Genomic DNA, 14,148 nt, shown 5'->3' on the forward strand with positions numbered 1-14,148 from the left:
TCGTCTCAATCGTGAGAAGCTGACCCCGGAACCGAACTGTTCGACCAGTCCTTTCGCTCTAGTAGGTCCCGACGACCACACGGTGCACATGCGATCTCGATCACTGGTAGACGGCAATCCTTCAGCATCGGTCCTCCTTCGTTATCGGGCTTTGGTCGTCTTCTCGGCATCCCGTTTCCATTTGCCCTGCGTCACCCGGTCTGGCAGACCGGCATCACATCGATGTCCGCGCTGGCGTACCAAAAATATTTACGCCAGAAGGCCTGCGCCGGAATCTCCGCTACCATCATGATTCAACTCTATGAATCTTCGGCTTTGCTAATCCTAGGAGTAGATTCCTGATTTTCAGGTGTCTTGACGCCGCCGACGATAAAGAACAGAAGATGAACAATCAAGTTCTGGCGACATGATGTTGCACCTTTTCACTGCGATTTCGAAAGGATTCGTGACCGATGTCGGCTCTTCGCGAACAAGTGCTCGCTGATCTGCGCGAACGCATCTCGTCTATTCAGGGGGAGGGCGCAAAGAAGACGGGCTGTCTTGCATTCGGTGTCGAGGAGATCGACGCGATCCTTCCGGGCGGGGGCTTGGCTCATGGAGCACTCCATGAATTCGCGGGTGGCGGCTCTGGAACCGTCGATGGCGCAGCGGCTGCATTATTCGCAGCCGGGATCGCCGCTCGTACGAAGGGGCCGATAGTCTGGTGCCTGACGCGGCCCGATCTGTTCTTCCCGGCGCTCGCTCAAGCTGGGCTGCATCCGGATAGGGTCATCTTCGTGGAGAGCGACAAGGAAGAAGATGTCGCTGCCAACATGGAAGAGGCGCTTTCCTACGGCGGCTGTGGCGCGGTCGTCGGCGAGATGGTGCGGTTGCCAATGGTCGTGAGCCGTCGGCTCCAGCTCGTCGCGGAGCGAACGGGGACAATTGCCTTGGCGGTGCGCCGCTGGCGAAGGCAGACCGAGGCCAACGACTTCGGGCAGCCGACAGCATCAACGACGAGGTGGCGGGTGAGCGTGCTGCCGTCCGAAGAACTTCCGGTACCGGGAGTAGGGCGACCTAGATGGTTTCTTGAGTTGATGAGGTCCCGAGCGGGCGAGTGCAAAGAGTTCTGCGTGGGAGCATGTGATGGCAAGGGTCGTATCCATATTTCTGCCGGATCTGGCTACGGACAGGATCAGACGAAACGATCCCACCATACCGGATGATCAGCCGATCGCGGTCATCGCGCACAGTGGATCGAAGCGTTGGGTGTCGTCGGCAGATGTCGCGGCGCAAAAGATCGGTGTTCGCGTCGGGATGGCCGCGGCGAAGGCTCAGGCGATCTTCCGAGGGCTGATGCTAATAGATGCAGATCCCGCCGCCGATGCCGCCGCGCTGGAACGCATCGCGCTATGGGCGCTTGGGCACTATTCCCCAATAGTCGCCGTCGACGGTAAGGACGGTCTTGTGCTGGACACCGAGGGTGCCGATCACCTGCAGGGCGGAGAAGCAAAGATGATCAGCGGTATCGTGAATACCTTTTATTCGAGGAAGCTGACTGCGAAGGTAGCGATCGCGGATACATGGGGCGCGGCGCATGCATGCGTCCGTGCCATCAACCGGGATACCGTGATCGTTCCCCGCGGCGAGATCGTGCGCGCCGTCGAAAAGCTACCGATCTCATTGCTGCGGCTGCCGGAGAAAGTGGTCCAAGACCTCCGTATCCTTGGCTTTCATTCCATAGCCGAACTTTCCAATACCCCAAGAGCACCGCTGACCCTTCGTTTCGGACCAGAGGTCGGCCGCCGTCTCGACCAGATGTTCGGTCGCGCGGGAGAACCGATCGATCCGATCCGAACCGCCGATCTGGTTGAGGTCTCCAGATCGTTTCAGGAACCGATAGGTGCGGCCGATACGATCAATAAATACGTCGGTCGGCTCGTCGTCCAGCTCGTCGTCGAACTCGAGAAACGCGGGCTTGGCGCGCGCCGGACGGACCTCATCGTGCATCGGGTCGACAACACCCTTCAAGCGATTCGGGCAGGAACTGCAAAGCCAGCGAGGGATGTCGCGTGGCTCACCAAGCTGTTCAAGGATCGCACAGAGCAGATCGATCCTGGTTTTGGAATCGAGAAACTCGTCCTTGTTGCCGTGTCGGCGGAACCGCTGCTCGAGGAGCAGAAGGCTTCGTCTCTCGTTGAAGAAGAAATAACCGACCTCACGCCGTTGATCGATATCTTCATCAACCGCGGCGGCCAGCGCGTCTACCGCGTCGCACCCGTTGCATCGGATGTGCCCGAGCGGAGCGTGCAGCAGATCTCCGCCGTCGCCGATCAGATAGCTGAAAGCTGGGTCGGACATTGGCGCAGACCGACCAGATTGTTCGCACGACCAGAACAGATTCAGGCGATCGCGCTCATGCCCGACTATCCACCCGCCAGCATAACCTGGCGCGGCAAACGCCACCGTGTGAAGCGTGCCGATGGCCCCGAGCGCATATTCGGGGAATGGTGGAAGCGCCCAACAGAGCTGGAAGCGGTCAGAGATTACTTTGTTGTCGAAAACGACGACGGCGAGCGGTTCTGGATTTTTCGCTCCGGGGACGGGATCGATCCGGAAACGGGTTCCCATCGCTGGTTCATGCACGGAATCTTTGCCTGATGAAATATGCGGAGCTGCAGGTCACCACTCACTTCAGCTTTCTGCGGGGCGCATCGTCGGCGCAGGAGCTGTTTGCGACCGCCAAAGAACTAGGGATCGAAGCCGTGGGCGTCGTCGACCGCAACAGTCTGGCGGGGATCGTGCGCGCGTTGGAAGCTTCCCGCGAAACCGGGCTTCGTCTGGTCGTCGGCTGTCGCCTCGATCTGCAGGACGGCATGTCGGTGCTCGTCTACCCAACTGACAAGGCGGCGTATTCCCGGCTGACCCGCCTGATTACCGTCGGCAAGGGCAGGGGCGGCAAGAACAACTGTATCCTTCATATCGATGATCTCGCCCTCTATGCCGAGGGCCTTATTGGGATTCTCGTGCCTGATCTCGCAGACGATGTCTGTGCTGTGCAGCTCCGCAAGATGACGGAGATATTCGGCAGGCGCGCCTATCTTTCGCTCAGCCTCAGACGGCGACCCAACGACCAGATGCGGCTGCATGAGCTTTCGAACCTCGCGGCGAAGTTCAAGGTGAAGACTGTCGTCACAAACGATGTTCTCTTCCATGAGCCGTCCAGAAGACAGCTTCAGGACATCGTTACCTGCATTCGCACGAATACGACCATCAACGACGTGGGCTTCGACAGGGAACGGCATGCCGACCGCTATCTCAAGCCCCCGGAAGAGTTGGAGCGCTTGTTCCCACGATACACGCAGGCTCTCGAACGCACGATGGAGATCGTCGAGCAATGCAGGTTCTCGCTCGAGGAGCTGACCTACGAGTATCCCGAGGAAGCGCTGATCGACGGAATGGATGCGCAGCAATCGCTGGAGCACTGTGTCCGCGAGTGCATTCCCGACCGATATCCGGAGGGTCTGCCACAAAGCGTGCTGCGGACGGTCAAGCACGAACTCGATCTGATCAAGGAGATGGATTACGCGCCGTACTTCCTGACCGTCTACAGCATCGTTCGTTTCGCGCGCGAGCAGGGCATACTCTGCCAGGGCCGAGGTTCTGCCGCAAATTCGGCGATCTGCTACATCCTCGGCATCACCTCTATCGACCCGGAAACCAACGATCTGCTGTTCGAACGCTTCGTCAGCAAGGAGCGTAACGAGCCGCCGGACATCGATGTCGACTTCGAACACCAACGCCGTGAAGAAGTCATCCAGTGGATCTACAAGACTTATGGCCGCGACCGAGCTGCTCTCGTCTGCACCGTCACACGTTATCGAGCCAAGGGCGCAATCAAAGATGTCGGCAAGGCGATGGGGCTACCGGAGGACGTGACCAAAGCTCTGTCGTCCGGCCTGTGGTCGTGGTCGGAAGAGGTGACGGAGCGCAACGTTCGCGAGCTGAACCTCAATCCCGACGACTACCGTCTCGTGATGACGCTGCGGCTCGCGCGGGAGCTGATGGGTGCGCCGAGACATTTGGGCCAGCATGTTGGCGGTTTCGTCCTGACGCGTTCACGCCTGGACGATCTCGTACCCATAGAGCCGGCGGCAATGGAAGATCGGCAGGTGATCGAATGGGACAAGGACGATGTCGAAGCGCTCAAGATGATGAAGGTTGACGTTCTGGCCCTCGGCATGCTGACCTGCATGCAGAAGGCCTTCAATCTTATCCGTGAGCACAAGCACGAGGACCTCGATCTCGCCAAGGTTCGGCAGGAAGATGGCCCGACATACGCGATGATCCGCAAAGCCGATACTCTCGGCACCTTTCAGGTCGAAAGCCGGGCGCAGATGGCGATGCTGCCGAGGCTCAAGCCCAGAACGTTTTACGATCTCGTCGTTCAGGTTGCCATCGTTCGACCAGGCCCCATACAGGGCGATATGGTTCACCCCTACCTGCGTCGCCGGGAGGGCAAGGAACCCGTCGAATATCCGACACCCGAGCTGGAGGCGGTGCTTGGCAAGACGCTGGGCGTGCCGCTGTTTCAGGAATCTGCCATGCGGGTTGCGATGGTCTGCGCCGGGTTCACGGGCGGGGAGGCGGACCAGCTTCGCAAGAGCATGGCGACGTTCAAGTTCACAGGAGGGGTAAGTCGGTTCAAGGACAAGCTGGTCAGCGGAATGGTGCGGAACGGGTACACCCCGGAATTTGCCGAGAAGACCTTCTCCCAGCTCGAGGGCTTCGGGTCGTATGGCTTTCCGGAAAGCCACGCTGCGTCGTTCGCGCTCATCGCTTACGCCTCCTGCTTCATCAAATGCCATTATCCGGACGCCTTCGCCGCGGCACTGATGAATTCCCTGCCCATGGGCTTCTATGCGCCCGCGCAGATCATCGGCGATGCGCAGAAGCACGGCGTCGAAGTCCGGCCGATCTCAGTTCAACATTCACGCTGGGACTGCACGCTGGAAGACATCCCCGGCACGGACCGTCATGCCGTTCGGCTTGGCATGCGACAGGTCGCTGGGCTGGCCGTGCGAGATGCCGCGAGAATTGTCGCCGCAAGGATCGAGCGGCCGTTCGAAAGCGTCGATGATGTCTGGCGACGATCGGAAGTCCCGTCTGAAGCGCTCGTCCAGCTCGCCGAGGCAGATGCTTTTCGACCTGCGTTCAATATCGAGCGTCGTGATGCATTGTGGGCCATCAAAGCACTGCGAGATGAACCGCTGCCGCTGTTCGTAGCGGCCGCCGAGCGCGAGATGAAGACGGTCGCCGAGCAGCAGGAGCCGGAGGTCGAACTCAGGCAGATGACCGAGGGCCACAACGTCGTGGAGGACTACCAGCACGTTGGCCTGACGCTTCGAGCGCACCCGTTGTCATTCCTGCGCCGAGATCTGGCCGCACGCCGCATCGTCACTTGCGCGGATGCGATGAATGCCCGCGACAAGAGCTGGCTGTGCGTTGCCGGGTTGGTGCTGGTTCGGCAGAAACCGGGGTCGGCAAAAGGGGTCATGTTCATCACGATCGAGGACGAGACCGGGCCTGCGAACATCGTGGTCTGGCCGTCGCTGTTCGAAAAACGTCGTCGGGTCGTGCTGGGAGCATCCATGATGGCGATCCAGGGCAAGATTCAGAGGGAAGGCGATGTCGTTCACCTGATCGCACGGCAGCTCTATGACCTATCTAGCGATCTCTCATCTTTGTCGGACCGCGACGCCGAATTCCGGAACCCCAGCGGCAGAGGAGACGAGTTCGCACATGGGTCTCCCGGAGGAGGAGATGCGAGGGATCGTCCGAAGCCCAACAAGGTGCGCGACATCTTCATTCCTGATCTTCACATCGACAGTCTCAAGATCAAAAGCAGGAATTTCCAGTAGATTGCTGGGTTACGTTATCAGGGTGAGTTTCGTGCTGCTTCAAGGGCTCGGGCTTCTTCCCGTCTCCGAGGAGGCGCGCTGCTGGTTTGCTGTTAAATCGGGCTTCGCATATCCCAAACAGCATAGGATTCGTACGATGTTTACGCACGTGATGATCGGCAGCAATGATCTGGAGAGATCGAAAGCTTTCTACGACGCTACTTTCCATGCCCTTGGCGGCGGACCCGGTGAAATCGACGCCAGAGGGAGGATTGTCTACGTACATGGCGGAAGCAGACTAATGGTGACCACGCCGATTGATGGAAAACCCGCGATGGTCGCCAACGGTGGAACGATCGGTCTTGTCGCTCCGAGCCCTGCCCATGTGAAAGCATGGCACGACGCGGGGACAAGCCACGGAGGGAAGTCGATCGAGACCCCGCCGTCAGAACGCGCGAATGGGTCATTTGTAGCTTATCTCCGCGATCCGGACGGAAACAAGCTGACCGCAGGTGTGGCACGTTCCATTTCGATCATTTCAAGAACTCAAGGATCGATGGCCTGAGATCGAGGAACTCAGACCGGCGCGGCGGGCGGCGAGCCGAAAGAGGGCGCTAGAGCAGCCGCAGACAACGTCACCGTAATGTTGGCTGAGACTGCGGAACATCGGCATAGCCGCTGAGTTTCTGAGTTGCAACTCGCCGACCAAGGCTAGGCAAACCAGGAGAGCAACGGATGAGAAATAAGGAAATGGCACTTTCCAATCATGAAGATTACAACAGTGCGAGCCCACCCTTTCTCAGTGACCGCCAGCGGGCAGAGGTATCGCTGTCGCTCCCTAAGGATTCAGGCCTCACTGCAAAGGCTGAGATATCAAACGGGGGATTGCTGTCGATTGCGGTGTTGGTATCCAGCATCCTCCTATCAACCGCAGTACTCGTCCATGTCGCCACACGCGATGCAACGCGCCGCATGCTTTGGTGATTTGGGGATTCGTCGCGATGCGGGCGTGTTCGCTCCGATGCGTCCGCGTCACGGGCCACTCCGCCAACAGAGCGGCTCCGAATGGGGAACATTAGCGGAAGCGGTTGGTTACTAAGCTTCCACATCAACGAGGAGAAGAATTTATGGTCACCATGGTTGGGAACGAAGGAAGCATCGAAAAGCTGGTCAAGGATCTGCTTTATCTCGAACATGACGCTATCGCAGCATATGACTCCTGCATCGAACGCCTTGACGACAAGGCGCTGGCTGCGAAGATCGATGAATTCAAGCAGGACCATCTCCAGCACGTGGCTGTTCTCAACGAGATCGCTTTGGAGCTTGGTGTCGAGCCTCCTGCGGAAGGCGACATGAAGCAGATGCTGACGACGGGCAAGATCGCGCTTGCCGATCTATTCGGCGATTCCGCTATTCTCAAAGCCATGAAGACGAACGAGGATGACACGGTATCCGCTTACGAGCGCGCGGCAAAACACGAGGATGCCATTCCGAGCACGAAGGCATTCTTCCTCACCGCTCATCAGGATGAGCTGAAACATCGCGCGTGGATGGAAACAACCGCAGAGTCGATGTGACCTTGAAAAGCGCGGGGGCGGTGCTCATCTAAGGATCACCACCCACACATCGGCGGCCTGCAGCAACCATGACGGTTGTGCGTTTGCTGTCGCGGGTGACGAGGGCGCTCCCCATGATGGGTTGAGCGCCCTCCGTTTGTTTCCCAACACCGAGATCAAATGTCAGCATCGCACCTCATCATCTTCCTCCACGGCATCGGCGCGGCCGGCCAGCAGCTCGCGCCTCTGGCATCGTCGTGGAACGGTCGGCTGCCCACAGCGGTATTCGCGACTCCAGATGCGCCATATCGTAATGGGTACGGCGGCCATCAGTGGTTCAAAGTTGATGGCATGCAGCTAGATCCTGGTCGAATACGCGATGCGCGAGAGGGCTTCGACCGCAAGATCCGCGACGTGATCACACAGAAGGGCTTCGAAGACCGACTTCGTGACGTTGCATTCGTGGGCGTGTCACAAGGCGCAATCATGGCTCTGGATGGCATCGCGTCTGGCCGTTGGAGCTTAGGCGCTGTGGTCGCTTTCTCGGGCCTTCTGCCTCCCACATCCATCTTGCCAGAAAGCAACCGGACCCCTGTGCTCCTCATACACGGAGCTAATGACCGCACTATACCGTCTGTCGCTTCCACGATGGCGGCCGGACAATTGCGAGCCGCTGGGTTCTCGGTCGAGTTGGAAATCGAGCCTGGAGTGGGTCACACGATCTCAATGAGCGGTGCGGACACTGCGGCACGGTTTCTTCAGAATGCCTTGTCTTGATAACGCCAGTCGCTGGCACCTCTAGTGTCGGATGAACGCGAACACGGCGGTCACGTCAGCCTGATTTCCGGCTCTTGAGCTCGTCTGCAACCGATTTGCGCAATGCGTCCATGATATTGATCACGTTGGACTTTGGCTCGGCGGCTTCCGATTTCTTGCCCTTCGCCGCTTTCTTGGGCTTGAGTGCCTTCTTCTTTTCGGCGATCAGTTTGAGCAAGCTTTCTTGGATGGGGTCGCTTACCATGTCCGGCGACCACCTTGCCGTCTTCTGCTTGATCAGCTTCTGGACCAGCGGGATCAGATCAGGGTCTGCGTCGTCTTTGATATCTTCAAAATATGCCTCTTCTGGCCGAACCTCGTCGCCGAAGCGAAGCGACCACAGGACGATGCCATTGTCTCGCGGCTCAAGGACAACCGCTTTCTCACGACGCCCGATAACGAGCTTTGAGATGCCTACGACCTTGTCGGCTTTCATCGCGTCCCGGATGACGGCGAAGGCCTCGTGACCGACCGCGTCGTCCGGCATAAGATAATGGGGCTTCTCCAGGTACACCCATTCTATGGATTCAGCCGGAGCGAATGTTTGGATGTCGATTGTCTTGACCGTGTCGAGCGCAACGTTGTCGAGGTCATCGTCCGTGAGTATGACGTAGTCGTTCTCACCACGCGCATACCCCTTCGCCTCGTTCTCGTCCTTGACAGCTTTTCCCGTCACGGAGTCGATGTACTGCGACACGACGCGATTGCCCGTCTCCTTATTGAGCGTGTGGAAACGGACCTTTTCCGATTCTGACGTTGCGGGCATCATGTGCACCGGACAGGTGACCAGCGATAGTTTCAGATAACCTTTCCAGTATGGTCGAAGTGCCATGATCGGTTTCCTTACCCGGCCTTGCGCTGTTGCGCGGTCTTGGAAGAGGTGGACTTCGCCGCACCACGCGTTGCGCGCTGCCTGCTTGCTCCGGCATTCGCGTTGGCCGCCGTGCGTTTCGGCTTGTCAGTGGCTTTCATCATGCCAGCGCTCTCGCGAAGCGCGGCGAGAAGATCGTTCGGCTTGGAAGCCTCGACCTTCTTGCGCTTCGGCATCGCCTTACCTTCGATCTTGGCCTTCACCATCTCCTCGAGCGCGGCCTCGTATCGATCATCGAAAGTGGCGGGATCGAAGTCGCCCTTCTTGGTGCTGATGATATGCTTCGCCAATTCCAGCATCTCGGCGTCGACCTTGATCTTGGGCATTTCCTCGAAGGCCTTCTTCGAGGAGCGGACCTCATAATCGTAGTTCAGGGTGGTCGCGATTAGGCCGTTGCCGTGAGGGCGGATCAGCACAGTTCGCATCCGACGGAACAGAACGGTTCTGGCAATGGCCGCGACCTTCGATTTACGCATGCCGTCCCGCAAAGCGACGAACGCGTCAGCACCCATCTTGTCCGGGGTTAGGTAGTAAGGCTTGTCGAAGTAAACGTCGTCCACTTCCGAGCATGGGATGAACGCTTCAATCTCAAGAGTCTTGTTGCTTTCAGGGATTGCCGCTGCCACCTCGTCCGGGTCAATGATGATGTAATGGCCGTTGTCGATCTCGAAGCCTTTGGTCTGGTGTTCCTTCTCGACAAGCTCTTCAGTCTCGCTGTCGATGAAGACGCGATTCACCCGGTTTCCCGTCGCCTTGTTGATCGTGTTGAAGGTAATGCGATCGGATGTCGATGCGGCTGTATAGAGTGCCACTCCTGCCGCCACTTCCCCGAATTTGATAAAGCCCTTCCACTGTGCATGCTGGCCTGCCATCGAACTCTCCCACGCAACTGACGCAACTTTGGCGATTCAACCGAATCACCTGTGATTCGTTCCGGGGCAAAAAGCGACTCTTTTTCAATGACTTGATTCAGGTTCCCCCACAACCTGAAGAGTCGAACCAAGCTGCTGGAATCGATGCATCTTTTTGTCAGATTGCGAGTTATCGTCGTATCGCAACCGCAGGAGAGTCCCATGAGCAAGCGAGAGCTGATCGATACCGGAACCGACAAGCGATACGTCCGCCGTGACGAGAAAGGCCAGTTCAAGGAATCTGTCGATGTCGGTAGATCCCTGTCCGCCGACAAGCGTCACGAGGCGAAGCACGATGCGAAGCCGGGCGAGGGTGACAAAGGCGACCACAAACACAAGTGAAGGTCGCCACATACAACGTCAACGGCGTGAACGGTGGGTTGGAGAGTTGCTCGCTGGCTGAGCGAGGCATGACCGGACATTGTCGTGATTCAGGAACTTAAAGCGCCTGATTCCAGATTTCCGGTGAAGGAGATCGAGATCGCCGAATACGGCGCTGTGTGGCACGGCCAGAAGTCTTGGAATGATGTCGATCGAAGTAAGCCGACACACATGTCGCTCGGTTACCGAATCATGGTTTGCCGACGGGCAGGGTTTGGCATTTTCATTGCCGATCGGGAAGACCGGAGCCGATCCACTCCCTTCATCCGAATTCACGAGCGACCACCCTACGATGGATACCAGAAAGACGCCGAGCGCCAAGATCGCCAACTTCGAGCGTCCGCGACCGCTCCGTGGAGAGTTGTTGTGCGTTGTCTCGTATTCAGTTGAAGTGTCGTCCCGCTCGTCTGCCATGTCTATCGTCCCTTCAAAGCACCGAACAGGCAAACGATTAATAGTTCTAATGAGTAACCTGGCACTTCGACAGGTATTCGTAGTGGTCTTCAGAATGATTCTGTCACCTTTGCCGTATCCGTACCTGCGGCTTGAAAGATGAGTTCCACAGACCGTGTTCTGGCTAAAATGGGCGAGCAAGTCGCACACGATCATCAGGTCGTCAGCCCCGGTCTCAGCTATATGGAAGACCTCGTCGATGAGCCTAGGCGGCGGGTTGGGTTAGGACTATTCTGGCAAACTTCTTCGAGTCGGCTAGATTTTGACACAGATACTTTTGGAGAAGACCTCATGCATAGCTTTCGACGAAGTCTGATGTTTCCGATCGTCCTCTTGGCCGCGGGCATAGCATCGTTCTTTCTCTTCCTCTTCTTGACTGGGCATGATCCTGATGAGAAGCCACTAACCCTGATCCACTGGGTGATCGGTGGAATGCTGATCGGACCTGGTTTCGGATATCTGGTGAAGTGGAAACAGAACAAGGATCGCTAGGAGGTGTCCGCCGCGCGCCGCTCAACCCAAACTGCGAAATCTGGGCCGACGATACAGAGATTGCGGCTCATCGCCGCGAGGAAGCGCCCGCCCTTCTGCAGACCCTAGATGGCAAAACAAGACAAACTTTCTAGTTTGAGGTCGACTTGACGATCTTGATAGGGCGCGATCCAATGGGTGCACCCGTCCTTTGGTCTATGGTCACTGGGTCGATCTCCTCCCCCGTTTCTTCATCGTAGAATCTCGTATACTCGCCCCCTCCACGATGTTTTTCAGCCCATGTTCCAAGAGCAAAGAGGACTGGCAAAAAGTCACGGCCCGAAGCCGTGAGCTGATATTCGTCCCTTGGCGGACGTTCCGAGTATCGGCGCTTCTCAAGAATTCCTTCTTCGGCCAGGGCGGTCAGCCTTGTCGTCAGCATCGTTGGCGCGATGCCCAGATTTTTGCGAAATTCCTCAAAGCGTGTCGATCCTGCATGGGCATCGCGGAGGATCAACATGCTCCACGCGTCGCCGACCAAGGCGAGGCTTCGAGCGATAAGGCAGGGTTGGTCTGCAAGATTTTTCACGTCAGTCCCATTTTAATAGTGACATAATATCAAATTAATAGTAACTCATCGGTCATAGACATTCCAGCGCAAATTTCAGGGAATTTGGAAGCAACCGATTTCCATTCAATCAGGACCCGATCATGAAACACTACCTCTGCAAATACACACCCCCGCGCGCCGATTTCCTGGCCACAATGAGTGCAGACGAGAAAAACTGGATGGGCCAACACGGCGCATATCTCGACAAGCTTCTCGGCGAGGGAAAGATCGTGGCCCATGGACCTGTAATGGATCCTGCGGGTGGCTACGGTGTTTCGCTTTATGAGATCGCCGATGACGAAGAGAGCGAAGCGCTGACCTCTAAAGACCCGATCGTGCAGAACGGTGCTGGCCACTATGAGCACCATCCAATGCTTCATCTGAAATTCCGCGGCTGATGCTGTAAATCTCGCCACTTCATCTTGCATCTATCAACAACTGGCGGTCCAGGGACCGCCTGAAGGAACCCTCATGGCCATCGCACTCATCACTGGCGCTTCTAGCGGCATCGGCACGGTCTATGCACGTCGCCTTGCTGCGCGTGGCCACGATCTCATTCTGGTTGCCCGCGCCACCGATCGACTGGAGGCGCTCGCCGCTGAGCTTCACCAAGCTCATGGTGTCGCTGTCGAAACCATCACCGCGGACCTGACAGACGAAAACCAACTCGATAATGTCGTAACGCGCCTCAGGGCTGCTCCGCATATCGACATCCTTGTCAACAATGCCGGGGCAGGGATGCTCGGTGGCTTTACGTCAGCCGATCCCGCCGCGATGGACAAGCTGCTACGGCTGAATGTTTTGGCTCCGACCTTGCTCACATCCGCCGCTGTCGCAGGAATGGTGGAGCGTGGCAGTGGATCGATCGTGAACATTGCATCTGTACTGGCACTTCTACCGGAGCACTCCCATGGAATCTACGCGGCGACGAAGTCTTATGTTTTGACCATGTCGCAGAGCCTTGCCGCCGAGGTATCTTCCAAGGGAATCTACGTGCAAGCAGTCCTGCCCGCCGCAACCCGCACGGAAATCTTCGCGCGGGCCGGGGGCGACATCAGCCGCGTTCCAAATGTCATGGAAGTTGAAGACCTCGTCGATGCCGCGCTGATCGGTTTCGACCGCAAGGAACTCGTAACGATCCCGCCACTGCCGGACGTCGCTGTCTGGGAAGCTTTCGAGCAGGCACGAGGTGTTCTGGCCGCAGGCTTCAGCAATTCCGAGCCAGCCGCTCGATACCGCAAATAAGTTTGTCATCACGTGTGCCCGGTCCAGCGGCACTTACCCACTCAACTGCCTCATCAGCAAAATGGAAGTTATCGAAATGAATACAAATAATCGCAGCGTAGCAGTCGTTACTGGTGCGGCATCAGGCATCGGCCTTGCTACGGCCAAAGCGCTCCAGTCGGCGGGGTATCGGGTCTTTGGCACCAGCCGGAAAGCAAGGGCGGGGTCACCAGCGGGCATCACCATGCTCGAATGTGACGTGACCGACAGCGCGGCGGTTGCCAGCATGGTCGCGGAAGTCGTCAATCAGGCGGGTCGCATCGATGTTTTTGTGAACAACGCAGGTGGTGCCTTGATCGGCGGAGCCGAGGAGTCGTCGGTTGAGCAGGCGCAGGCGCTTTTCGACCTCAACGTTTTTGGTATCATCCGGGTCACTAACGAGGTGCTGCCCATCATGCGCCAGCAGCGCAGCGGGCGCATCATCAATATCAGCTCGGTTGTTGGCTTTATCCCAAGTCCGTTCAGCGCGCTTTACGCAGCCACCAAACACGCCGTCGAAGGTTATTCTGAATCTCTCGACCATGAAGTCAGATCACTTGGTATCCGGGTGCTTCTGGTGGAGCCTGCGTTTACAAACACAGCCCTGGACCATAACGCGACACGGCCCGACCGCATGACAAGTGTTTACGATCAGGGTCGCAAAACGATTGAAGCCTTATGGAACAGCGCCATCAAGGCAGGCGATGCGCCGGAGCTTGTTGCGGAAGCTGTCGTGAGAGCGGCGACAGCCAAGTCGCCGAAGCTGCGGTACCCCGCCACGAAAGCCGCTCGCCAACTGCATTTTCTGCGCCGTTTCGTGCCAGCAAGTGCGTTTGACAAAAGTCTGCGCAAGCAGATAAAACTGCCTGCCTGACAGCGTTGTTTTGAGAAGCGTCTCTGGGAAACGGGGACGCTTTCGTTACGCAATAATCACAGA

15 protein-coding genes and 1 pseudogene are annotated in these 14,148 nt (G+C 57.6%); 13 read left to right on the forward strand and 3 right to left on the reverse strand.

The window, feature by feature from the left end:
• Positions 1-452 precede the first annotated feature (452 nt).
• The 7 genes from RQI55_RS20175 to RQI55_RS20205 all read left to right on the forward strand — a co-directional run bounded on the left by RQI55_RS20175 (position 453) and on the right by RQI55_RS20205 (position 8,212).
• Positions 453-1,205 carry an ImuA family protein gene (locus tag RQI55_RS20175; protein ID WP_311273371.1) on the forward strand — a complete coding sequence of 251 codons (753 nt, stop codon included), beginning with the start codon at positions 453-455 and terminating at the stop codon, positions 1,203-1,205.
• Complete coding sequence (locus RQI55_RS20180) at positions 1,126-2,640, forward strand: DNA polymerase Y family protein (RefSeq protein ID WP_311273466.1); 1,515 nt, start codon at positions 1,126-1,128, stop codon at positions 2,638-2,640. Before RQI55_RS20175 ends, RQI55_RS20180 begins: the two co-directional genes overlap by 80 nt.
• Positions 2,640-5,900, forward strand: a complete 3,261-nt coding sequence (locus tag RQI55_RS20185; protein WP_311273372.1) for an error-prone DNA polymerase — start codon at positions 2,640-2,642, stop codon at positions 5,898-5,900. Before RQI55_RS20180 ends, RQI55_RS20185 begins: the two co-directional genes overlap by 1 nt.
• A 136-nt stretch (positions 5,901-6,036) precedes the next feature.
• Entirely contained in the window at positions 6,037-6,444 is a 408-nt protein-coding gene (locus RQI55_RS20190) for a VOC family protein (RefSeq protein WP_311273467.1), read from the forward strand.
• 170 nt (positions 6,445-6,614) lie between these two features.
• Positions 6,615-6,863 carry a hypothetical protein gene (locus RQI55_RS20195; RefSeq protein WP_311273373.1) on the forward strand — a complete coding sequence of 83 codons (249 nt, stop codon included), beginning with the start codon at positions 6,615-6,617 and terminating at the stop codon, positions 6,861-6,863.
• A gap of 143 nt (positions 6,864-7,006) precedes the next feature.
• The gene (locus RQI55_RS20200) at positions 7,007-7,456 is read left to right on the forward strand and encodes a DUF892 family protein (protein ID WP_311273374.1); all 450 of its coding nucleotides are present in this window, start codon (positions 7,007-7,009) and stop codon (positions 7,454-7,456) included.
• A 159-nt stretch (positions 7,457-7,615) separates the two neighbouring features.
• A complete protein-coding gene (locus RQI55_RS20205; RefSeq protein WP_311273375.1) occupies positions 7,616-8,212 on the forward strand; it encodes a dienelactone hydrolase family protein in 597 nt (198 codons plus the stop codon).
• Between the two features lie 55 nt (positions 8,213-8,267).
• On the opposite strand, the gene RQI55_RS20210 is transcribed toward RQI55_RS20205, so the two are convergent.
• Both RQI55_RS20210 and RQI55_RS20215 read right to left on the reverse strand, forming a co-directional pair.
• Entirely contained in the window at positions 8,268-9,083 is an 816-nt protein-coding gene (locus RQI55_RS20210) for a Ku protein (RefSeq protein WP_311273376.1), read from the reverse strand.
• A gap of 11 nt (positions 9,084-9,094) precedes the next feature.
• Positions 9,095-9,994: a Ku protein gene (locus tag RQI55_RS20215; protein ID WP_311273377.1), complete on the reverse strand. Its 900-nt coding sequence runs from the start codon at positions 9,992-9,994 to the stop codon at positions 9,095-9,097.
• A 201-nt stretch (positions 9,995-10,195) separates the two neighbouring features.
• On the opposite strand from RQI55_RS20215, the gene RQI55_RS20220 reads away from it, so the two are divergent.
• From RQI55_RS20220 to RQI55_RS20230, 3 genes and pseudogenes are all read left to right on the forward strand, one after another.
• Positions 10,196-10,375 (forward strand): hypothetical protein, encoded by a 180-nt coding sequence (locus RQI55_RS20220; protein ID WP_311273378.1) that lies wholly within the window; start codon positions 10,196-10,198, stop codon positions 10,373-10,375.
• Positions 10,372-10,564: pseudogene (locus RQI55_RS20225) on the forward strand (endonuclease/exonuclease/phosphatase family protein); the annotation flags it as partial. The gene RQI55_RS20220 and the pseudogene RQI55_RS20225, both read left to right, overlap by 4 nt.
• 402 nt (positions 10,565-10,966) lie before the next feature.
• Positions 10,967-11,359 (forward strand): hypothetical protein, encoded by a 393-nt coding sequence (locus RQI55_RS20230; protein ID WP_311273379.1) that lies wholly within the window; start codon positions 10,967-10,969, stop codon positions 11,357-11,359.
• 130 nt (positions 11,360-11,489) lie between these two features.
• On the opposite strand, the gene RQI55_RS20235 is transcribed toward RQI55_RS20230, so the two are convergent.
• On the reverse strand, positions 11,490-11,927 hold the full coding sequence (locus RQI55_RS20235; RefSeq protein WP_311273380.1) for a helix-turn-helix domain-containing protein: 438 nt from the start codon (positions 11,925-11,927) through the stop codon (positions 11,490-11,492).
• Between the two features lie 122 nt (positions 11,928-12,049).
• On the opposite strand from RQI55_RS20235, the gene RQI55_RS20240 reads away from it, so the two are divergent.
• The 3 genes from RQI55_RS20240 (at position 12,050) to RQI55_RS20250 (ending at position 14,085) form a co-directional block, all read left to right on the forward strand.
• Positions 12,050-12,346: a YciI family protein gene (locus RQI55_RS20240; protein ID WP_311273381.1), complete on the forward strand. Its 297-nt coding sequence runs from the start codon at positions 12,050-12,052 to the stop codon at positions 12,344-12,346.
• 73 nt (positions 12,347-12,419) lie between these two features.
• Positions 12,420-13,193 carry an SDR family oxidoreductase gene (locus RQI55_RS20245; protein WP_311273382.1) on the forward strand — a complete coding sequence of 258 codons (774 nt, stop codon included), beginning with the start codon at positions 12,420-12,422 and terminating at the stop codon, positions 13,191-13,193.
• Between the two features lie 76 nt (positions 13,194-13,269).
• Positions 13,270-14,085 carry an oxidoreductase gene (locus tag RQI55_RS20250; RefSeq protein WP_311273383.1) on the forward strand — a complete coding sequence of 272 codons (816 nt, stop codon included), beginning with the start codon at positions 13,270-13,272 and terminating at the stop codon, positions 14,083-14,085.
• The last annotated feature ends 63 nt before the right edge of the window (positions 14,086-14,148 follow it).

This window comes from Rhizobium sp. WCS2018Hpa-16 (assembly GCF_031843705.1).
Classification (GTDB): domain Bacteria; phylum Pseudomonadota; class Alphaproteobacteria; order Rhizobiales; family Rhizobiaceae; genus Agrobacterium; species Agrobacterium tumefaciens_C.

Bases quoted from the DNA above. Each gene is read 5' to 3' on its own strand.
- RQI55_RS20245 (WP_311273382.1), top strand. From the start codon at position 12,420: ATGGCCATCGCACTCATCACTGGCGCTTCTAGCGGCATCGGCACGGTC.
- RQI55_RS20195 (WP_311273373.1), top strand. From the start codon at position 6,615: ATGAGAAATAAGGAAATGGCACTTTCCAATCATGAAGATTACAACAGT.
- RQI55_RS20250 (WP_311273383.1), top strand. From the start codon at position 13,270: ATGAATACAAATAATCGCAGCGTAGCAGTCGTTACTGGTGCGGCATCA.
- RQI55_RS20175 (WP_311273371.1), top strand. From the start codon at position 453: ATGTCGGCTCTTCGCGAACAAGTGCTCGCTGATCTGCGCGAACGCATC.
- RQI55_RS20190 (WP_311273467.1), top strand. From the start codon at position 6,037: ATGTTTACGCACGTGATGATCGGCAGCAATGATCTGGAGAGATCGAAA.
- RQI55_RS20215 (WP_311273377.1), bottom strand. From the start codon at position 9,994: ATGGCAGGCCAGCATGCACAGTGGAAGGGCTTTATCAAATTCGGGGAA.
- RQI55_RS20220 (WP_311273378.1), top strand. From the start codon at position 10,196: ATGAGCAAGCGAGAGCTGATCGATACCGGAACCGACAAGCGATACGTC.
- RQI55_RS20230 (WP_311273379.1), top strand. From the start codon at position 10,967: ATGAGTTCCACAGACCGTGTTCTGGCTAAAATGGGCGAGCAAGTCGCA.
- RQI55_RS20240 (WP_311273381.1), top strand. From the start codon at position 12,050: ATGAAACACTACCTCTGCAAATACACACCCCCGCGCGCCGATTTCCTG.
- RQI55_RS20180 (WP_311273466.1), top strand. From the start codon at position 1,126: ATGGCAAGGGTCGTATCCATATTTCTGCCGGATCTGGCTACGGACAGG.
- RQI55_RS20205 (WP_311273375.1), top strand. From the start codon at position 7,616: ATGTCAGCATCGCACCTCATCATCTTCCTCCACGGCATCGGCGCGGCC.
- RQI55_RS20210 (WP_311273376.1), bottom strand. From the start codon at position 9,083: ATGGCACTTCGACCATACTGGAAAGGTTATCTGAAACTATCGCTGGTC.
- RQI55_RS20185 (WP_311273372.1), top strand. From the start codon at position 2,640: ATGAAATATGCGGAGCTGCAGGTCACCACTCACTTCAGCTTTCTGCGG.
- RQI55_RS20200 (WP_311273374.1), top strand. From the start codon at position 7,007: ATGGTCACCATGGTTGGGAACGAAGGAAGCATCGAAAAGCTGGTCAAG.